The sequence below is a fragment of the Actinomyces israelii DSM 43320 genome (assembly GCF_000711965.1).
In the GTDB taxonomy this organism is placed as follows: Bacteria; Actinomycetota; Actinomycetes; order Actinomycetales; family Actinomycetaceae; genus Actinomyces; species Actinomyces israelii.
The window spans coordinates 109,691-129,757 of the sequence record NZ_JONS01000001.1; the positions used below are offsets into that span (position 1 = coordinate 109,691).

17 protein-coding genes are annotated in these 20,067 nt (G+C 71.4%); 4 read left to right on the forward strand and 13 right to left on the reverse strand.

Annotated features, from left to right (window positions below):
- Positions 1–19: 19 nt before the first annotated feature.
- From O145_RS00480 to O145_RS00495, 4 genes are all read right to left on the reverse strand, one after another.
- On the reverse strand, positions 20–925 hold the full coding sequence (locus tag O145_RS00480; protein ID WP_043558167.1) for an FKBP-type peptidyl-prolyl cis-trans isomerase: 906 nt from the start codon (positions 923–925) through the stop codon (positions 20–22).
- Between the two features lie 103 nt (positions 926–1,028).
- Positions 1,029–1,424, reverse strand: a complete 396-nt coding sequence (locus O145_RS00485; RefSeq protein ID WP_043558169.1) for a HesB/IscA family protein — start codon at positions 1,422–1,424, stop codon at positions 1,029–1,031.
- Positions 1,425–1,603: 179 nt separating this feature from the next.
- Positions 1,604–3,271 carry an ABC-F family ATP-binding cassette domain-containing protein gene (locus O145_RS00490; RefSeq protein ID WP_043558172.1) on the reverse strand — a complete coding sequence of 556 codons (1,668 nt, stop codon included), beginning with the start codon at positions 3,269–3,271 and terminating at the stop codon, positions 1,604–1,606.
- 85 nt (positions 3,272–3,356) lie between these two features.
- Positions 3,357–4,058, reverse strand: a complete 702-nt coding sequence (locus O145_RS00495; RefSeq protein ID WP_052374437.1) for a hypothetical protein — start codon at positions 4,056–4,058, stop codon at positions 3,357–3,359.
- 353 nt (positions 4,059–4,411) lie between these two features.
- Between O145_RS00495 and O145_RS00500 the strand changes: the two genes are divergently transcribed.
- Positions 4,412–6,514, forward strand: coding sequence for a glucose PTS transporter subunit IIA (locus O145_RS00500; protein ID WP_043558176.1), 2,103 nt, complete (start codon positions 4,412–4,414; stop codon positions 6,512–6,514).
- Positions 6,515–6,610: 96 nt separating this feature from the next.
- Here the strand turns inward: O145_RS00500 and ppk2 are convergent, their stop codons facing one another.
- The 7 genes from ppk2 to O145_RS00535 all read right to left on the reverse strand — a co-directional run bounded on the left by ppk2 (position 6,611) and on the right by O145_RS00535 (position 14,922).
- Entirely contained in the window at positions 6,611–7,447 is an 837-nt protein-coding gene (gene ppk2, locus O145_RS00505) for a polyphosphate kinase 2 (RefSeq protein ID WP_043558498.1), read from the reverse strand.
- A gap of 119 nt (positions 7,448–7,566) precedes the next feature.
- Entirely contained in the window at positions 7,567–8,451 is an 885-nt protein-coding gene (locus O145_RS00510) for a TrmH family RNA methyltransferase (RefSeq protein WP_043558178.1), read from the reverse strand.
- On the reverse strand, positions 8,448–10,442 hold the full coding sequence (locus tag O145_RS00515; RefSeq protein WP_043558181.1) for an ABC transporter ATP-binding protein: 1,995 nt from the start codon (positions 10,440–10,442) through the stop codon (positions 8,448–8,450). The genes O145_RS00510 and O145_RS00515 overlap by 4 nt, the downstream gene beginning before the upstream one ends.
- A complete protein-coding gene (locus O145_RS00520; RefSeq protein WP_043558183.1) occupies positions 10,439–12,187 on the reverse strand; it encodes an ABC transporter ATP-binding protein in 1,749 nt (582 codons plus the stop codon). The genes O145_RS00515 and O145_RS00520 overlap by 4 nt, the downstream gene beginning before the upstream one ends.
- Before the next feature lie 122 nt (positions 12,188–12,309).
- Positions 12,310–13,467 (reverse strand): SPFH domain-containing protein, encoded by a 1,158-nt coding sequence (locus O145_RS00525; RefSeq protein ID WP_043558186.1) that lies wholly within the window; start codon positions 13,465–13,467, stop codon positions 12,310–12,312.
- 136 nt (positions 13,468–13,603) lie between these two features.
- Positions 13,604–14,068 (reverse strand): NfeD family protein, encoded by a 465-nt coding sequence (locus O145_RS00530; protein WP_043558189.1) that lies wholly within the window; start codon positions 14,066–14,068, stop codon positions 13,604–13,606.
- Positions 14,069–14,109: 41 nt separating this feature from the next.
- Entirely contained in the window at positions 14,110–14,922 is an 813-nt protein-coding gene (locus tag O145_RS00535; RefSeq protein ID WP_043558191.1) for an ABC transporter ATP-binding protein, read from the reverse strand.
- A 100-nt stretch (positions 14,923–15,022) separates the two neighbouring features.
- Between O145_RS00535 and O145_RS00540 the strand changes: the two genes are divergently transcribed.
- Complete coding sequence (locus O145_RS00540) at positions 15,023–15,742, forward strand: hypothetical protein (protein ID WP_043558193.1); 720 nt, start codon at positions 15,023–15,025, stop codon at positions 15,740–15,742.
- Positions 15,743–15,775: 33 nt separating this feature from the next.
- Here the strand turns inward: O145_RS00540 and glgA are convergent, their stop codons facing one another.
- Positions 15,776–17,005: a glycogen synthase gene (gene glgA / locus O145_RS00545; protein WP_043558195.1), complete on the reverse strand. Its 1,230-nt coding sequence runs from the start codon at positions 17,003–17,005 to the stop codon at positions 15,776–15,778.
- Positions 17,006–17,309: 304 nt separating this feature from the next.
- Here glgA and O145_RS00550 point away from each other — a divergent pair, with 304 nt between their 5' ends.
- Together O145_RS00550 and serB are read left to right on the forward strand one after the other, a co-directional pair.
- Positions 17,310–18,554, forward strand: coding sequence for a glucose-1-phosphate adenylyltransferase (locus tag O145_RS00550; protein ID WP_043558198.1), 1,245 nt, complete (start codon positions 17,310–17,312; stop codon positions 18,552–18,554).
- Between the two features lie 232 nt (positions 18,555–18,786).
- On the forward strand, positions 18,787–19,491 hold the full coding sequence (gene serB, locus O145_RS00555; RefSeq protein WP_043558201.1) for a phosphoserine phosphatase SerB: 705 nt from the start codon (positions 18,787–18,789) through the stop codon (positions 19,489–19,491).
- Between the two features lie 36 nt (positions 19,492–19,527).
- Here the strand turns inward: serB and O145_RS00560 are convergent, their stop codons facing one another.
- The gene (locus O145_RS00560) at positions 19,528–20,040 is read right to left on the reverse strand and encodes a SixA phosphatase family protein (protein ID WP_043558203.1); all 513 of its coding nucleotides are present in this window, start codon (positions 20,038–20,040) and stop codon (positions 19,528–19,530) included.
- Between the last annotated feature and the right edge of the window lie 27 nt (positions 20,041–20,067).

Genomic DNA, 20,067 nt, shown 5'->3' on the forward strand with positions numbered 1-20,067 from the left:
TGAGCCTACACGGCCGGGCTCACACGGCGGCCTCGATATCCATCACGTGGACGTAGGCGGGCAGCGGCTGGCCGTTCTGGCCCTTGCCTCCCCCCGGAACCAGGACGACGACACGCGAGCCCACCGGCACGTCCACGAGCCCGGCGAGGTTGGTGGCCGAGGACATGGGGATGAGCTGAGGCTGCTTGCGGGTCCACGAGGAGTCGCCGGCCGAGCCGTCCCAGGATGAGAAGGCCACGTTGACCAGCAGCGTCGAGTCCTTGGTGATCGGCTCGCCCGTGCCCCTGGCCAGGACGATCACCTCGGTCTGGGTCGGCTCGGCGGCGCCGGAGCCGACCGCGACGGACGGCGCAGAGCCGAGCTCGCCGGTCACGCTCACGCCCCGGTCGGCCACGGCCTGCCCGCCCTCGGGCGCCGCGTCGGCGGTCCCCGCCGCTATCTCCTCGAGCGTGCCCGCGTACCTGATCTCGACCACGAAGACGAGCGGCCCGGAGGGCTTGCCCTCGCCCGGGTTGTCGCCGTAGGCCTGGTCGGCGGGGATGGCCATCTCCAGCCGGTCGCCGACCCTGTGCCCGGGAAGGCCCTGGCGCCACCCGTCGATGACGCCGGAGAGCGGGAACAGGGCGGGAACGCCCCTGGTGTAGGAGGAGTCGAAGGGCTGGTCCGAGCCCCACTGCCAGCCCGTGTACGACACGGCGACGAGGTCGTCGGCGGAGACCTCCTCGCCCTGCCCCTCGGACAGGGTCTTCACGGTGAGCTCGGCGGGCGCGTCGCTTCCGCTCCAGGTGAGCGTCGGCTGGGCGCCTGCGTCACCGGAGACCCCGGGGAGTATCTCTGAGTCGGCCCGGCTCCCCGTGCAGCCCGCGAGGGCGAGCGCAGCGGCGAGGATGAGCGAGGTCAGGGCGACGAAGGGGGTGCGGCGCACGGGGTCTCCTTGGGTGCGGGTGGGTGATGCCGGCGGGCGCCCGGCACCCGGTGGGAGGCGCCGCGTTCCCGGCAGCGAGCGCGGGCTCCTTCTGGCGGGCGGGTCAGCTGAAGGACTCGCCGCAGGCGCAGGTCCCGGCGGCGTTGGGGTTGTCGATCGTGAAGCCCTGCTTCTCGATCGTGTCGGCGAAGTCGATGGTGGCCCCCGACAGGTAGGGCACGCTCATGCGGTCCACGACGACCTCCACGCTGTCCATCTCGCCGCCGCCGGTCGAGAAGGAGCGGACGGCGTCGCCGTCGAGCAGGCGCTCGTCGAAGTAGAGCTGGTAGACCAGCCCGGAGCAGCCGCCGGGCTGCACGGCCACGCGCAGGCGCAGGTCGTCGCGGCCCTCCTGGATCAGGAGGCTGGCGACCTTGGCGGCGGCGGTCTCGGTGAGCAGGACCTCGTGCTCGGGGACCTCGGCGGTCGTGTCGGTCGAGGTCAGCGTCGTCTCTGCCATGTCATTCTCCTCGTAGGGGACAATCGGGCGCTCATGTGAACTCATGGTCCCGAACGCCCCGGTGGGACGTCTTGTTCCCCCACCCTACGTCGTCCGCCCGGCGATGCCCGCGTGACGGCACTCACCCGGGTCGGGCGTGCTCCCTCCCGGAGGGGCGTGTCGGGCCCTGGCGGGCCCGGTCAGGCGAGCGTGACCAGCTCGAGGTAGTCCGGGCTCCACAGGTCCTCGTCGCCGTCGGGCAGCAGGAGAACCCGGTCGGGCGCGAGCGCCTCGACGGCGCCCTCGTCGTGGGTGACCAGGACGACGGCGCCGGCGAAGGTCGCCAGCGCCCGCAGGATCTCCTCGCGGCTGGCCGGGTCGAGGTTGTTGGTGGGCTCGTCCAGGAGCAGGACGTTGGCGCTGGAGACCACCAGGATGGCCAGCGCCAGGCGGGTCTTCTCCCCGCCGGACAGGACGCGCGCCGGCTTGTCGGCGTCGGCCCCGGAGAACAGGAAGGAGCCCAGCACGCTGCGCACCTCGGTGTCGTTCATGCCGGGGGCGGCGGCGCGCAGGTTCTCCACGACCGTGCGCCCGGTGTCGATGGTCTCGTGCTCCTGGGCGTAGTAGCCGATCTTGAGGCCGTGGCCGCTGAGGACCTCCCCGGAGTCGGGGTCCTCGACCCCGGCCAGGAGCCGCAGCAGGGTCGTCTTGCCAGCGCCGTTGAGGCCCAGGACGACCACGCGGCTGCCGCGGTCGACGGCCAGGTCGAGGCCGGCGAAGACCTCCAGGGAGCCGTAGGCCTTGGACAGCCCGGTGGCGCGCAGCGGCGTCCTGCCGCACGGCGCGGGGTCGGGGAAGCGCAGGTGGGCGACCTTGTCGGCGACCTGCTCGGCCTCCAGGTCCTCCATGAGCCGGTCGGCGCGCCTCAGCATCTGCTGGGCGGCCACGGCCTTGGTGGCCTTGGCCCGCATCTTCTCGCCCTGGGCGCGCAGGGCGGCGGCCTTCTTCTCGGCGTTGGCGCGCTCTCGACGACGCCGGTGCTCGTCGTCGGCGCGCTGCTTGAGGTAGGCGTCCCAGCCCAGGCGGTAGACGTCCAGGACGCCGCGGGTGGCGTCCAGGTGCATGACCTGGTTGACGGTGTCGCGCAGGAGGTCGACGTCGTGGCTGATGACGATGAAGCCGCCGGAGTAGGCGCGCAGGTGGTCGCGCAGCCACAGGACCGAGTCGTGGTCGAGGTGGTTGGTGGGCTCGTCCAGCAGGAGCGTGTCGGGCTTCTGGAACAGGATGCGGGCCAGCTCGACGCGCCTGCGCTGGCCGCCCGACAGCGTGCCGATGGCCTGGTCCAGCACCCGGTCGGGCAGGCCGAGCGCGGCGGCGATGCGGGCCGCCTCGCCGGCTGCGGCGTAGCCGCCGGCCATGGTGAACTCGTGGTCCAGGCGCGCGTAGCGGTCCATGGCCTTGGCCTGGGCCGCCCCCTCGGTGGTGGCGATCCGCTCCTCGGCCCTGCGGATGCGGGTGAGCAGGGCGTCGATGCCGCGGGCGGACAGGATCCTGTCCCGGGCGATCTCGGTGAGGTCGCCGACCTTGGTGTCCTGGGGCAGGTAGCCGACCGAGCCGTTGCAGGCGATGGTGCCCTCGTGCTCGACGGCCTCCAGGCCGTGGCGCTCGTCGGCGTCGGCGACGGCCTGGCCGGAGCCCTGGAAGACCGAGGCGGCGGCCAGGAGCTTGGTCATCGTGGTCTTGCCGGCCCCGTTGCGCCCGACCAGCCCGATGCGCATGCCCTTGCCCACCTGGAAGGTGGCTCCCGCGACGAGCCGGCGGGCGCCGATGCGCATAGTGAGGTCCTGGACGTTGATCACGCGCGCCATGGTACGGGCACCGGGACGCTCCCCCGCACGCCGACGGCGGGGAGCGCCCGGTGATCGGTCACACCGAGGGGCGTCCGGCGCCGACTCAGTCCCACCAGAGCCAGGTCCCCAGGGGCCCGTGCTCCCAGTGCCGGTGCACGAACCGGACCTCATCGGGTACCGACTCCGCGTCCAGGTCGTAGCGGGTCCGGACGGTCTCCCACAGGGCGAGGCACGCGCAGTACTCGTCATGGGCCTCACTGATCTCCAGCTCGAGCAGGTCCGCATCCGCGATCCACAGGCCCTCGACGGTGACCCGCTCATCGGGGCGCTGCGGGCCGATGCCGTAGCCGGACAGGCGCACGCGCCCTGCGGCCCGCGCGCACGCCCGCAGGAGCGCGCCCAGGGTGGGGGCGAGGTTCTGGCGGTCCTGGAGCTGGGCGGCCGGAAGGATCTCCAGGAGGCGTCGCGCGACGCGCGGGCCGAGGTCGTGGAAGGGCGTGTAGTCCTCCTGGGGCGCGCCGTCGGCGGCTATGAGGCCCTCCGGGCCGTGGCCGTACTCGGCGGGGATGACGGTGGAGCGCAGGTCGTCGCGGCAGCGGGCGAGCTCGTGCCACACGCCGGCCCGCACGCTCCAGCCGCGCGGCCCGTACAGGCCCGCGTCCTCCTGGTCCCAGCGGTCCTCCCCCGGCGGGGGGACCGGGGCAGGGACGACGTCGGCCGCCTCGCAGTCGGGTCGGTCCTGGTCGATCCGGTCGATCTGGCTGATCCGGTCGATGTCGGGAATGGTCTCTGTCGTCGCTGTCATGGCGGTGGCTCCTCGAAGTGTGCGGCCGGGCTCTTCCGGCTGCTGCTACGGCCGGCGGCGCCGTCGCCGCCTGATCCGAGTGTGGGGGCACGGCCACCCGCCCCGCTGACCGCCTGTGAGTGTGTTTCTTCGGCCCGTCACAGGTGAAGGCTGTGGAGCCCCGCAGCTCCTCCGCCGCCCCGCGCGGCCGATACGGGGTCGCGACCGCAGGTCCGGCGCCCGATCTGACCACGTGCTGTGATCCACGCGCTATCCTGTTCGCTAGTCCCAGCTGCCTGGGACGGTCCCAACTCTTGGTCCTGCGCTCCTTACGTACCGTCGCGGAGAGTGCAGCGGCCTACGAAAGGCCCTCGATGACAACAACAACCTCTACCCCGGAGGCGATCCTCGCCGCGGTCGGTGGACCTGGCAATATCACCAGCTTCACCCACTGCGCGACGCGTCTCCGTTTCGAACTGCACGACGCCTCCGTCGTGGACAAGGCGACCGTGGAGGCCATCCCCGGTGTTCTTGGCGCTGTCCCGCAGGGTGGCGACCGCTACCAGATCGTCATCGGCGGAGCGGTCGCCAGCGTCTACGAGCAGATCAACAGCCTGCCGGCCATGAAGGCGGGGGGGGGAGCCTCCGGCTCCGGAGCGAAGACCGACGCCGAGGTCAAGGCCGAGGCCCGTGCGAAGACCCGCGGCAAGAATGCCCTCGTCGACGCCTTCTTCGAGTACCTCTCGGACTCCTTCCGCCCGCTGCTGCCGGTTCTGCTGGGAGCCTCGCTCATTATCGCCGGGGAGGCCATCTGCGAGGCCTTCGGCCTCATCGACACCCACCTGCCCAATGACCAGAAGCCCGCCACGCTGCTGTTCGTGGACGCCATGTTCCGCAGCGTCTTCTACTTCCTGCCGATCATGGTGGCCTACAACGCCTCCAAGAAGCTGAAGATCGACCCGTGGGTGGGGACCGCCATTATGACGGCGCTCCTCACGCCGGAGTTCCTGGACCTGACCAACCACCCGAGCACCACCTGCGTCCACAACGACACCATTAACTCCGACCTGTGCACCGCCCACATTCTCGGCCTGCCCATGCAGCTCAACGCCTATGGCGGCCAGGTTTTCGTCCCGCTCATGATGGTGGCGGTGCTCGCCCTGGTCTACAAGGGCCTGGTCAAGGTCGTTCCGGACAATGTCCAGATGGTCTTCGTGCCCTTCCTGTCCTTCTGCATTATGATGCCGGTGACGGCCTTCCTCATCGGCCCTCTGGGCGTGTGGATCGGCACCGGCCTGGGCACGGCGCTCTTCTGGCTCAACAGCCACGCCCCCATCGTGTTCGCCATTATCATCCCCATGGTCTACCCCTTCCTGGTGCCGCTGGGCCTGCACTGGCCGCTCAACGCCCTCATGCTGGCGAACATCGCCTCGGACTCCACCGGCCACACCGACTTCATCCAGGGCCCCATGGGCGCCTGGAACTTCGCCTGCTTCGGCGCCACGGCCGCCGTCCTCGTCTGGTCCTTCCGCGACAAGGACAATGAGATGCGCCAGACCGCCACGGGCGCGCTGTTCGCCGGTCTGCTCGGCGGTATCTCCGAGCCGTCCCTCTACGGTATCCACCTGCGATTCAAGCGCATCTACCCGTTCATGCTCGTCGGCTGCGCCGTCGGCGGCATCATCGAGGGCATCGGCGGCGGCGTCAAGACCGGCACCTTCGCCTTCACCTCGCTGCTCACCATCCCGGTCTTCAACCCGATGGCCCTCTACGCGATCGCCGTCGCCGCGGCCTTCGCCACGGCCTTCTTCCTCATTGTCACCTTCGGCTACCGCACCAAGGAGGAGAGGGCCGAGGCGCTCGCCGCAGCCGGCGTCGTCGATGCCGACCCGTCCCAGGCCGCCGCGGACCTCGCCCTGGAGTCCTCCGCGTCCTCCGCGGCCGCCAACGAGGCGGCCGCAGCGGGCGCCGCCGAGGAGGTCAAGCCGGCGCTCGCACCGGGCGCCGTCACCGAGGTGGCCGCCCCGCTGACCGGCTCGGTCATGGCCCTGGAGGACGTCTCCGACCCGGTGTTCTCCTCCGGCGCCGTCGGCAAGGGCGCAGGACTGACCCCCACCGGCGACATCGTGGTGACCGCCCCCGCGGACGGCACCGTCGTCGTCGCCCCCGCCTCCGGTCACGCCTTCGGCATCAACCTGGACAACGGCATCGAGCTGCTCATCCACGTCGGCCTGGACACCGTCAACCTCGAGGGCAAGGGCTTCGACGTCAAGGTCAAGCAGGGCGACCGCGTCACCGCCGGACAGGAGCTCGTCCGCGTCGACCGCGCCGTCATCGAGGAGGCCGGCTACCCCCTGACCACGCCGGTCCTGATCACCAACACCGCCAAGTTCGCCTCCGTGGACATCATCCCCGACGGCGACGTCACCACCGGCGCCCCCCTCATCCGCGTCACCGCACCGGCCGAGGAGGGCTGAGCCCCTGGCAGCAGTCCCGGGGCCGCCGGGACACAACGCCGGTTCCCCCGGCCCACGATCAGCTCGCGGGCCGGGGGAACCGGCGTTGCAGGCCTGTCAGCCGATGCCCTCGTCCTCGACGTCCACGTAGCGCTCGGCGGGAGCCTTGTCGGCGCTCAGCGTCGCGGCGTAGTCGGGGACCTCCAGCTGCAGGGAGCGATCGGTGCGCTGGTAGCCGGTGGACGGCGGCCGCTTCGGGAACTTCATCTTGGGCCGGTCGACGTGGTGGTAGGGGATGGCATTGAGCATGTGGTGGATCACGTTGATGCGCGCCTTGCGCTTGTCCTCGGACTCCACCACGTGCCAGCGCGCGGACTCGATGTCGGTGTGGACGAACATGTCGTCCTTGGCCCGCGAGTAGTCCTCCCAGCGGGTGACGGACTCCAGGTCGGTGGGAGAGAGCTTCCAGCGCCGCATAGGGTCGGTCAGGCGCGACTTGAACCTCTTGTACTGCTCCTTGTCGGACACGGAGAACCAGTACTTGAGCAGCAGAATGCCGTCGTCGACGAGCATCCGCTCGAAGATCGGGCACTGCTGCAGGAAGCGCCGGTGCTCCTCGGGGGTGCAGTAGCCCATCACGTGCTCCACGCCGCCCCGGTTGTACCAGGAGCGGTCGAACAGCCGGATCTCCCCCGCCGCGGGCAGGTGCTCGATGTAGCGCTGGAAGTACCACTGGGTCTGCTCGCGCTCGGTGGGCGCGGGAAGCGCGACCACCCGCGCAATACGGGGGTTGAGGTACTCGGTGATCCGTTTGATCGCCCCGCCCTTGCCCGCGGCGTCGCGGCCCTCGAATACCACGACGACCCGGGCTCCGGTGGACTTGACCCATTCTTGCATCTCGACCAGTTCCGCCTGCAGCCGCAGCAGCTCCGCCTCGTACAGGGAACGATCCATCTTGTGGTGCTTCTTCGCCATGTGCCCGAGTATGGCACGGATCACGTCACCGCACAGGCTCTTCGCTGTCCTTTCCATGGCGGCATCCGGGCGGAAGGCCCGCAGGAGGGCCCCGCCCGTCAGTCGCGGATGCGCAGCGCCCAGAAGGCGACCGCGGCCGCGGCGGCCACGTTGAGGGAGTCCACTCCCCCGGCCATGGGGATGCGCACGACCTCATCGGCCGCGGCCAGGGCGCGCCGGGACAGCCCGTCGCCCTCGGTCCCCAGCACGACGGCGACCTTCGAGCCGGCCGCCGTGCACGCCGGCGAGGAGGCGAAGTCGTCCAGGCTCACCGAGTCCTCGCCCAGGGCCAGGGCCGCCACCGCGAAGCCGGCATCGTGCAGCTCATCCACAGCGGGCCAGCGGGCGATCCGCGTCCACGGCACCTGGAAGACGGCGCCCATGGACACCCGCACGCTGCGCCGGTACAGGGGGTCGGCGCACCGGGGGGTGACCAGGACGGCGTCGATGCCCAGCGCCGCCGCCGAGCGGAAGGCGGCGCCGACATTGGTGTGGTCGACCAGGTCCTCCAGCACGGCCACGCGCCGGGCGCCGCGCGAGCCGCGGGCGGAGGCGAGCAGCGCGCCGACGTCGGCCGGTGCGGGTCGGTTCATGGCCGCCAGGGCGCCGCGGTGCAGGTGGAAGCCGGTGATGGACTCCAGTACCTCCTCCGGCGCCAGGAACACGGGCACGTCCCCGCCGTCGTCCGCTCCCCCGCAGCCCACGGCGGCGGCAATGAGGGGCCGCATCTGCTGGTAGTGGCGCTGGGCCATGAGGAAGGAGCGGGGCGCGTGGCCGGCCTCGACGGCGCGGGCGATGACCTTGGTGGACTCGGCCATGTACAGGCCCCGCTCGGTCTCCAGGCGGCGGCGCAGGGCGACGTCGGTCAGGCTCGTGTAGTCCGCGAGCAGGGCGGCCGGCCCGGGGCCGTCGGCCCCATCAGGGCTGTCGAGGCGGATGATCACGAGCGGCGCGCGCCCCTGGAGTCGCGGCCGACGTCGGCGAGCAGCGGGTTGCGCTCGGCCGCGGGGGCCTCGGCGACGGCGGGACCGTGGAACTGGCTCTGGTAGAGTTCGTAGTAGGCGCCGCGGGCGGCGATGAGCTCGTCGTGGCTGCCCTGCTCGACAATGTCGCCGTGCTCCATGACCAGGATGATGTCCGCGTCGCGGATGGTGGACAGGCGGTGGGCGATGACGAAGCTCGTGCGGCCCTCGCGCAGCCCCACCATGGCCTTCTGGACGAGCAGCTCGGTGCGGGTGTCCACCGAGCTGGTCGCCTCGTCCAGCACCAGGATCTGCCGGTCGGCCAGGAAGGCGCGCGCGATCGTGATGAGCTGCTTCTCCCCTGCGGAGACGCCCGCGCCGGAGTCGTCGATGACGGTGTCGTAGCCCTCGGGCAGGGCCCGCACAATGTGGTCGACGCTGGCGGCCCTCGCGGCGGCGAGGACCTGGTCCCGGGTGGCGCCGTCGGCGCCGAAGGCGATGTTCTGGCCGATCGTGCCCTCGAAGAGCCACGTGTCCTGGAGGACCATGCCGATCTGCCCGCGCAGCTCGTCGCGCGACAGCTCGCGCGTGTCGACGCCGTCGAGGGTGATGGCGCCGGACTGGGGGTCGTAGAAGCGCAGCAGGAGGTTGACCAGGGTCGTCTTGCCGGCGCCGGTGGGGCCGACGATGGCGACGGTCTGCCCGGGCTCGACCACGAGGTTCAGGTCCGTGATGAGCTCGGTGCCGGGGCTGTAGGAGAAGCGGACGTGGTCGAAGACGACGCGGCCGGCGACCCGCTCCGGGAGGGAGGCGGCGGCCGTGTCGGTCTCCTCGGGCGCGTCCATGATCTCGAAGACGCGCTCGGCGCTGGCGGCCCCGGACTGCAGGAGGTTCGTCATGGAGGCGAGCTGGGTGATGGGCTGGGTGTACTGCTGGGAGTACTGGATGAAGGCCTGGACGTCGCCGAGCGTCATGGTGCCGCTGGTGATCTTGATGCCGCCGACGACGGCGATGATCACGAAGTTGAGGTTGGCCACCACGCGCATGGCCGGCTGGATGGTGCCGGAGATCCACTGGGCCCTGTAGGAGCCCTCGTAGAGGCGGGCGTTCTCCGTCTCGAAGAGGCGGTTGAAGGTCTCCTCGGAGCTGAACAGGGCGACGGCCTCGCGCCCGGTGAAGGCCTCCTCGACGACGCCGGACACCTTCCCGGTGGCGTCCCACTGCTCGGTGAAGTGGGGCCGGGCCCTGCGGGCGATCAGGAGGGTGATGGCCGCGGCGACCGGGAGGGTCACCAGGGCGACCAGGGAGAGCTGCACGGAGACGGTGAGCATCATGGCGAAGACGCCGACGACCGTGATGACCGAGTTGAGCGCCTGGGAGAGGGTCTGCTGGAGCGTCTGGGTGACGTTGTCGACGTCGTTGGTCACGCGCGAGAGCATGTCGCCGCGCGAGCCGCGGTCGATGTAGGACAGGGGCATGCGGGTGAGCTTGTCCTCGACCTCGGCGCGCATGCGCCTGCCGGTGCGCTGGACGACGCCGGCCAGGATCCGCCCCTGGATCCACAGGAAGACCGCGGAGGCGAGGTAGAGGGCGAGAACCTGCAGGAGGACGACCATGAGGGCGCGGGTGTCGAGCCCGCGGCCGACGACGACGTCGTAGGCGGAGAGCATGTCGGCGTAGCCGTCCTGCCCGCCGTCTCGCAGCACCTGGGCGAGCTGGTCGCCGGCCAGGCCGTCGGGCAGGCCGCGTGCGCCCAGGAGCGTGCCGAGGACGCCCTCGAAGATGATATTGGTGGCGCGGGCCAGCACCCTGGGGGCGACGACGTTGAGGACGACCGCCACGGCGGTGAGGGTGACGACAGCAGCGATGCGCCACCGCTCGGGGCTCAGCTCGCCAAGGAGCCGCCTCCAGGTGCCGGTGAAGTTCTTGGCCTTCTCGGTGGGGGCCGCGGCGGGCCCGGGTCCCTGGCTCATGCCGCCTCCTGCGCGCTGATCTGGGACAGGACGATCTCGGCGTAGGTCGGGCAGCCGGTCATGAGCTCGTCATGGGTGCCGATGCCGACGACGTGCCCCTCGTCGAGGACGACGATCTGGTCGGCGCCCCGGATGGAGGCCACGCGCTGGGCGACGATCACGACCGTGGCCCCACCGGTGGCCCTGGGCAGGCCGGCGCGCAGGCGCGCGTCGGTGGCGTAGTCCAGGGCGGAGAAGGCGTCGTCGAAGATGTAGACGCCCGCCTCGCGCACGAGGGCGCGGGCGATGGCGAGGCGCTGGCGCTGCCCGCCGGAGAAGTTGACGCCCCCGGAGTCGACCTCGTGGTCGAGGCCGTCGTCGAGGCCCTGGACGAAGCCCGCGGCCTGGGCGGCCTCGAGGGCGCTCCACAGCTCGGCGTCGGTGGCGTCCTGCCTGCCGTGCCGGAGGGTGGAGCGGATGGTGCCGGAGAACAGGTAGGCCTTCTGGGGCACGGTGGCGACGGCCCGGCGCAGCTCGACGGGGTCGAGGTCGCGCACGTCGACGCCGTCGAGACTCACCGCCCCCTCGGTGACGTCGAGCAGGCGGGGCAGGAGGTTGACCAGCGTCGTCTTGCCCGAGCCGGTGGAGCCGATGAAGGCGGTCGTGGTGCCCGGGGCCATGTCGAGGGTGATGTCGGCCAGGACGCGGGAGGCGGCGCCCGGGTAGCGGAAGGTGACGCCGTCCAGGCGGACGCGGCGCCCGCGGCCCGGCCCGGCGGCGACAGGCAGGTGCGCGGGCTCGGCCGGGGCCCTGATGGCGGGTTCGACGGCGAGGACCTCCTGGAAGCGGTCGGCCGCGACCTGGGCGCGCGGCAGGAGCGTCACGAGCATGACGGCGATAATGACCGAGAAGAGGATCTGCATCATGTAGTTGAGGAAGGCCGTGAGGTCGCCGACCTCCATCTGGCCGTCGCCGATGCGCAGCCCGCCGAACCACATGACGCCCAGGGAGGCGAGATTCATAATGATCGTGACCGAGGGGAAGAGCAGGGCGAAGAGGTAGCCGATGCGCAGGGACGTGTCGGTCAGCTCGTCGTTGGCGCGGGCGAAGACCTCGCCGCGCTCCTTCTGGCGCACGAAGGCGCGGATGACGCGCACGCCCTGGATCTGCTCGCGCATGACCAGGTTGACGCGGTCGATGCGGTCCTGCATGGTGCGGAAGCGCGGCAGAAGGCGGCCGGCGAGGACGCCGACGACGGCGAGCAGCAGGGGGATGAGCACGAGCAGCAGGGAGGACAGGGGCACGTCCACGCGCAGGGCCATCACCGTGCCGCCCACGAGCATGATCGGCGCCATGAGCATCATGGTCGCGACCATGAAGACGACCATCTGGATCTGCTGGATGTCGTTGGTGGAGCGCGTGATGAGTGAGGGGGCGCCGAAGCGCGAGACCTCCTCGAGGTTGAAGCGCTGGACGTGGCCGAAGATGTCCTTGCGCATCTGCCGGCCGAGCCCCATGGAGGCCCTGGCCGCGAGGTAGGCCCCGACAATGGCGACGCTCCCCTGGACGACCGTGATGGCGAGCATCTGGGCGCCGAGGCTCCAGATCTTGTTCGTGTCACCGGCCACGACGCCGTCGTTGATAATGCCGGCGTTCAGGGTCGGCAGGGACAGCGCCGCGATCGTCTCGACGATCTTGAGCAGCAGGATCGTCAGCAGAAAACCCCTGTAGGGGCCCAGATAGCGACGAAGGGTCGTGAGCAGCACACCAGGGAGACTAAGACCGTTCATTGAACACTGTCCTGATCTCCCCGGCGGCGGAGGCGTTTTGGGACGCGGTTCACGCCGTTGATCAATGCGACCGGCGCGAGCAGCGTGAGCGAGGCGGCTCAGCCGCGGTGGCTGGTGGGCGGCATCGACGGGGGGTAGCCGTCGCCCGGCCGGGAGCCGTAGCGGCCGCGAGCGCCCTCCGAGGGGCGGTCGTCGGACGCCTCCTGGGAGGCGGACTCGGCCTCGCCGCGGGCCTGCGCCAGCGCCTCCTCGGGCGTCTGGAGGTTGGTGGCCGCCAGGTCGGAGGCGATGTCGAGGCCGGAGCTCATGCCGGACAGGTCGACCCTGACGTTGTCCGACCCGGAGCTGAAGGCGCTCGAGCCCGGGCCCGACGGCGGCCTGCCGCCCAGCGCGCCGGCGATGCCGTCCAGGGCGGCGGTGAACTCGGTGGGGACGATCCACATCTTGGAGCTGTTGCCGTTGGCGATCTTGGGCAGGGTCTGCAGGTACTGGTAGGCCAGCAGCTTGGGGTCGGCGTTGCCGCGGTGGATGGCGTCGAAGACCTGGAGGATGGCGCGGGACTCGCCCTGGGCCTTGAGGATCGCGGACTGGGCCTGGCCCTCGGCTCGCAGGATGGCGGACTGCTTGTCGCCCTCGGCGGTCAGGATCTGGGACTGCTTGACGCCCTCGGCGGTCAGGATCGCGGCACGGCGGTCGCGCTCGGCGCGCATCTGCTGCTCCATGGCGCCCTGGATGGAAGCGGGCGGGTCGATGGACTTCAGCTCGACATTGCCCACGCGGATGCCCCAGCGGCCGGTCGCCTGGTCCAGGACGCCGCGCAGCTGTCCGTTGATCTGGTCGCGGCTGGTCAGCGTCTGCTCCAGGTCCATGGCGCCGATGACGTTGCGCAGCGTGGTGACGGTCAGCTGCTCGATGGCCTGCAGATAGTTGGAGATCTCGTAGGTGGCGCGCATGGGGTCGGTCACCTGGTAGTAGATGACCGAGTCGATGGACACCACGAGGTTGTCGGAGGTGATCACCGGCTGCGGCGGGAAGGAGACCACCTGCTCGCGCAGGTCCACCGTATTGCGCACGCGGTCGATGAAGGGCATGAGGAAGTGCATGCCGGCGCCGTACTCGGCCTGGAACTTCCCCAGCCGCTCCACAATGATCGCGTAGGACTGCGGGACGATCCGCACCGCGCGGAAGATGGCGATGACGATGAACAGCGCCAGCAGCAGAAGGATGATGATCGGGACAATGGCGAAGTCGTTCACGCGAGATGTCTCCTGACGTGGTTGGAATGGTCTGTCATGCTGATCGGGTCCGAGTCGGACCGGGAGGCCGGCGCCCGCGCACGACGGCCCGCCCGCCCCGGGGCGTCCGGCGCACCGTTCACCCGGTGTCCCTGGCTCACGCCGGCTGCGCGCCTGCGGGGGCTCCCGCCGGAGCCACCACGGCGATGGCGCCGTCGATGTCGGTCACGCGCACGGGATCGCCCACGCTCAGGCGCGAGACCCCGCCGTTCTCCTTGGACAGGCGGGCGCTCCACTCCTCGCCGCCCAGGCGGACGCGCCCCCCGTGGGCGTCCACGGCCGTCAGCGCGACGGCCTCGCGCCCGATGAGGCCCTCGGCGTTGGTCCGCGCGTCGGGTGACCCCCTGGTCAGGCGGCGCCTCGCCCAGGGCCTGACGGCCACCAGGAGGAGCACCGAGACGATGGCGAAGACGAGGGCCTGGACCCACAGGGGGCCGCCGAGGGCGGCCGCGGCGGCGCCCCCGAGCGCTCCGCCTGCGAGCATGAGGAACGTCAGGTCAACGGTGAGCGTCTCAACGACGCCCATCACCAGGGATGCGCCAAGCCACCAGAGCCAAGCCATTGGATTCCTCCTAGTGTGAGATGCGACGCCCGAGCCGTGGCTCAGGCGGTGTGCCGGCCCGTGGGGCCGGCGGGGACCCCGCGCGCGGTGTAGCGGCCGCGGTCCTGGCCGATCTCCAGCGGCAGGCCGAAGGTCGCCGACATGACGGGGCCGGTGAGGACCTCGGGCAGGGGGCCGGCGGCCACCACCTGGCCGCCGCGCAGCGCGAGGGCGTGGGTGAAGCCGGTCGGGATCTCCTCGAGGTGGTGGGTCGCCATGAGCATCAGCGGCGCCCCCGGTCCGGAGATGATATCGGTCAGGGCGGCCAGCAGCTGCTCGCGGCCGCCGACGTCGAGGCCCGCGGCGGGCTCGTCCAGGATGAGGAGCTCGGGGTCGGGCATGAGCGCGCGGGCGATCTCGACCCGCTTGCGCTCCCCGGAGGACAGGGTGGCCCAGGCGCGCCCGGCCAGCTCGCCGGCGCCGAGCGCATCCAGCAGGGCGCGTGCGCGCTCGATGTCGAACTCGTCGTACGCCTCGCGCCACACGCCGATGCGCCCGTAGGAGGCGGACAGCACGATGCTCAGCACGGGCTCTCCCCCCAGGACCCGGCCGGCCAGGGCCGAGGAGCACAGGCCGATGCGGGGATGGAGCTCGGAGACGTCCACGCGCCCCATCCGCTCGCCCAGGACCTCGACCGTCCCCGAGGAGGGGAACAGGCGCGCCGCGGCGATGCGGCAGACGGTGGTCTTCCCGGCCCCGTTGGGCCCCAGCAGCACCCAGTGCTGCCCCTCCTCGACGCCCCAGCTCATGTGGGCGAGGATCTGCGTGGTCCCACGGTGGAGCGAGACGTCGTCGAGGCGGAGCACGGTGGTCATGGGCCCTACCCTATCGTGCAAGGGTGACTTGAGTCCCACGTCCACGGCCGCAGACTGTCGCGGGGCACGGTCGCCGCCGCAGCGGCTAGGGTGCAGCGCCGTGAGCCTCTTCGACCTGCCCGCATCCGTCGTCCTGGCCCTGTGGGCGCCTCTGCCCTCCTCCCGCGGCACCGCCGTCGTCGAGGGCCCCGACGGCGCTCATGAGGTCGATGACTCGGCCTCCCCGTGGGGGCTGGGGCGGCTGCCGCTGGAGCGGTGGCTGACGGCCTTCGGCTCGCTGGGGCGGGCCTGCGCGGCGCTCGTCTCCCCCGCCGATCCGCTGCCCGGCCTGGCCGCCGCCGTCGACGCCGGCGAGTGCGTCCTGCTCGAGGCGACCACCGGCCGCAGGGTGCTGCTCATCCCGGAGGGGGCCGGCACGAGCGCGGTGTGGCGGGCCGAGGAGCTGCTGACTCCTCCGCCTCCGCTCGACGCCGGGCAGGCCCGCCGGGACGTCCACGCGGCCACGCAGGAGGCGATCGACGCCCTCACCGAGCTGGACCTCGCCCGCGAGCGCCCCGACCTCGCCGACACCCTCACCGACCTGGTGACCGCGGTGATCGACCCGCGCCTCCTCCCGCCGTCCCTGGACGCCAGGCGCCGCACCCTGCTGGAGCGCTCGCTGCGGCTGGCGGCGATCTGCGAGCTGGCCCTGGCCGACGACGGCGCCTCGGCGACGGCCCTCCAGGCCGGGCGCCGCGCGCAGGTGCTGCGCCCGCTGCTGACGACGGCGCGCCGCGGGGTCGCGGCCGCGACCGAGTGGTGGGGGCCGCGGCAGTCGTGACGACGGCGGCGGCCCCCTGCCGCGGGACCGGGCTCAGCCGTTGTCCAGGGCCCAGCGGTAGACCTCCATGGTCCGCTCGGCGATCGCCGTCCAGGCGAAGTGCTCCTCCACCCGCTTGCGGGAGGCGGCCCCCATCTTCTTGGCCTTGGCCTCGTCGGTGGCCACCGCGGCCAGGCGCTCGGCGAGGTCGGTCACGAAGCGCTCGGGGTCGATCGGCGTGCCGGTTCCGTCCTGCACCTGGTCGATGGGGACCAGCAGGCCGGTCTCGCCGTCGACGATGACGTCCGGGATGCCGCCGGTGGCCGAGCCGACCACGGGCAGCCCCATGGCCATGGCCTCCAGGTTGACGATGCCCAGGGGCTCGTAGACCGACGGGCACACGAAGACGTCGGAGGCGCCCAGGATGGCCTGGAGCTGGCGGTGCGGGAGCATCTCCTCAATGAGGATGACGCCGGTGCGCTTGGCCTGGAGGCCGGCCACGAGGGAGTCGACCTCGGCCTTGATCTCCGCGGTGTCGGGGGCGCCAGCGCACAGGACGACCTGGATCTCGGCGGGCAACTTCTCGACGGCCCGCAGCAGGTGGGGCAGGCCCTTCTGGCGGGTGATGCGCCCGACGAAGACCACCGTGGGCCGGGAGGTGTCGATGCCGTAGTGCTCCAGGACCTTCTGGCTGTCCGCCTCCCAGTCGGCGTCGGTGGGCCGGGCCCAGGCGTCCAGGTCGATGCCGTTGTGGACGACCTTGACCCGCTCGGGGTCGACCTGCGGGTAGGAGCGCAGGATGTCCTCGCGCATGCCGCGGGAGACGGCGATGACGGCGGTCGCCCCCTCGTAGGCCTGGCGCTCCGCCCAGGAGGACAGGGCGTAGCCGCCGCCGAGCTGCTCGGCCTTCCACGGGCGCATCGGCTCCAGGGAGTGGGCGGACAGGATGTGCGGGATGCTGTAGAGCAGACCGGACAGGTGCCCGGCCAGGTTGGCGTACCAGGTGTGGGAGTGGACGATGTCGGCGCCCTCGACGCCGGGGACCATCTCCAGGTCGACGCCGAAGGTCTTCAGGGCCGCGTTGGCGCCGTCGAGCTCGGCGACCTCCGGGTAGCCGATCACGCCCGGGTCCGCGCCCTCGGTGCCGGGCTCGCGGGGTCCGCCGAAGGCGTGCACGCGCACGTCGGCCAGCGGGCGGAGCACCTTGGCCAGCTCGTTGACGTGGACTCCGGCCCCGCCGTAGATGAAGGGTGGGTATTCCTTGGTCAGCAGGTCGACCCTCATGGGTTGCGTCTCCTCGCTCGCGCCCCTGCGCGCTGTGTGAATCTGGTGGCTGGTCCGGGGTGGGGCGGGCTCGCGGAACGTGAGCCGTCCCACGTCCGACGGTATCGGCTTTGCGCCGCCGATGGGGCGGTTTGCGCCATTCGATACCCGTGCCGCGCCGCGCCGGCCGCCGGGCAGGGCCTTCGACCGCCGCTCGGCCCCCGGCGGCTCCCGGCCCGGGCCCGCGGTCCGCTCCTCGGGAAACATGTGAGGAACATCGTGCGATTCGCCCCACAGGGTGGCTCGGGTCACGTAAGGTGGCCCCATGGCTTCCCCTCGTGTTCTTGCAATCATTCTCGCCGGCGGCGAAGGCAAGCGCCTCATGCCCTTGACGGTCGACCGCGCCAAACCGGCCGTGCCCTTCGGCGGGATCTATCGCCTCATCGACTTCTCACTGTCGAACATGATCAACTCCGGCTTCCTCAAGGCCGTGGTGCTGACCCAGTACAAGTCGCACTCGCTGGACCGCCACATCTCCAAGACCTGGCGCATGTCGGACATGCTGGGCAACTACATCGCCCCGGTGCCCGCCCAGCAGCGTGTGGGCAAGCACTGGTTCCTGGGGTCCGCCGACGCCATCTACCAGTCGCTGAACCTGCTCGACGACGAGCGGCCCGACTACGTCGTCATCACCGGCGCGGACAACATCTACCGCATGGACTTCTCCCAGATGCTGGACCACCACATCGCCTCGGGCCTGCCGTGCACCGTGGCGGGCATCCGCCAGCCGCGCTCCCTGGCGGACCAGTTCGGCGTGATCGAGACCGACCCCGAGGACCGCAGGAAGATCAAGGCCTTCGTCGAGAAGCCCAAGGACACCCCGGGCCTGCCCGACTCCCCCGACGAGATCCTGGCCTCCATGGGCAACTACATCATGGACGCCGACGCCCTCTCGCAGGCCGTGACGGTCGACGCCGCCGACGAGGACTCCAAGCACGACATGGGCGGCAACATCGTCCCGTGGTTCGTGGGCCAGGGCTCCGCCGGCGTCTACGACTTCAAGGACAACGACGTCCCCGGCGCCACCGACCGGGACCGCGACTACTGGCGCGACGTGGGCACGGTGGACGCCTTCTACGAGGCCCACCAGGACCTGATCTCGGTCACCCCGGTGTTCAACCTGTACAACGACCGGTGGCCGCTGTTCGCCGGCTACACGAACTCCATGCCTCCGGCCAAGTTCGTCTACGGGCACCACGAGCGCCTCGGCCACGCAGTCGACTCGATCGTCTCCCCCGGCGTCATCGTGTCCGGCGGCGAGGTCATCTCCTCGGTGCTGTCCCCGGGCGTGCGGGTGAACTCCTGGTCCTCGGTGCGCGAGTCCGTCCTCATGGACGGGGTCAACGTCGGGCGCAACACGGTCGTCAGCCGCGCCATCCTCGACAAGTACGTGGTCGTCGAGGAGGGCGCCATGGTCGGCATCGACGCCGAGCGCGACCGCGAGCGCGGCTTCACCGTGACCGAGTCCGGCATCACCGTCGTGGCCAAGGGGCAGAAGGTCGCCCGCTGACCGGCCCGCGAACCCGCCTGCGCCGCCGCCTCGGGCCGTCTCGGTACCGGGGCGGCGGCGTTCTGGCCACCGCCCCCTTAGCCGAGATCGGTCGTATTCCGCACCGAGATCGGTTCACTTCCGCACCGAGATCGGTGCGGAAGTGAACCGGTCCCGACGGAGGGGGCGGCCGCGCCCCGCTCCACTCAACCGGCCCCGCACCCCGCTGGAATCGGTCGTCTAGCATCGGCCCATGGCTGATGAGCAGACCGACAGGCAGCACGCTGCGGGCCCGCGGGTCTCCGGCACCCGGGCCGCGGGCCCCCTGGCCGGGCCCGGCCTGCTGGTCATGGACGTGGACTCCACGCTCATCGAGCAGGAGGTCATCGAGCTCATCGCCGAGCACGCGGGCACCCGCGGGCAGGTCGCCGAGATCACCGCGCGGGCGATGCGCGGGGAGCTGGACTTCGCCGCGTCCCTGCGCGAGCGCGTGGCCACCCTGGCCGGGCTTCCGCAGAAGGTCCTGTCTCAGGTCCGGGCCGAGGCGAGGCCGACCCGGGGGGCGAGGACGCTCATCAATACGCTGCACGCCCGCGGCTGCCGGGTGGGGGTCGTCTCGGGCGGCTTCGAGGAGGTCGTGGCGCCCCTGGCCGACCGTCTGGGGATCGATCACGTGGCGGCCAACCGTCTGGAGGCCTGCGACGGCGTGCTGACAGGCCGGGTGCTGGGACGGATCGTGGACCGGGAGGAGAAGGTTCGCCGCCTGCGCGCCTGGGCCGAGGCCGATGGCGTGCCCATGGAACGCGTCGTCGCCGTGGGGGACGGCGCCAATGACCTGGGCATGATCGCCGCGGCGGGCCTGGGGATCGCCTTCTGCGCCAAGCCGGTCGTCGTCGAGCAGGCCGACGCCGCCGTGCACGTGCGCGACCTGGCGGCCGTGCTCGACCTGCTGCCCTGAAAAACCGGTGCCGCGGCGTCCGATCCTCGGCGCCTGTCAGCGCGGCGCGGTGACGATCTCGGTCAGGTGGGCCCCCTGGGGGGCGAGGTCCGTCCAGGGGCCCAGGACGGTGAGCATCAGCGCCGTGGCCGTGGGCACCCCGAAGGAGGCCTGGGCGGCCAGGTCGTCGTCAGCGTCGTGAAGCATGTGGGCCAGGATCGAGACCGTGGGCTCGTGGCCGACGAGGACCACCGTGCTCGTGGCCTCGGGCAGCGGAGTCAGCAGATCGAGGATCTTCAAGGCTCCGTTGTGGTAGATCTCCGGCTCGACGCGGATCTCGGCCGGTTCAAGACGCTGCTGCACGGGGCGGGCGGTCTGCCTGGCGCGCGCGGCGGGCGACACGAGCAGGAGGTCGAGATGGCCCAGGCGCCTGCCCAGTGAGCGGGCCAGCCTGTCCGCCAGCGTGCGGCCCTTGGAGGTCAGCGGGCGCTCGAGGTCGGTGGGCGCGTCATGGGACGCCTTGGAGTGGCGGACCAGGACCAGGGTCTTCCCGAGCTTCTCAGTCGTCACACCGCAACCCTACGGCACGCACGCGGC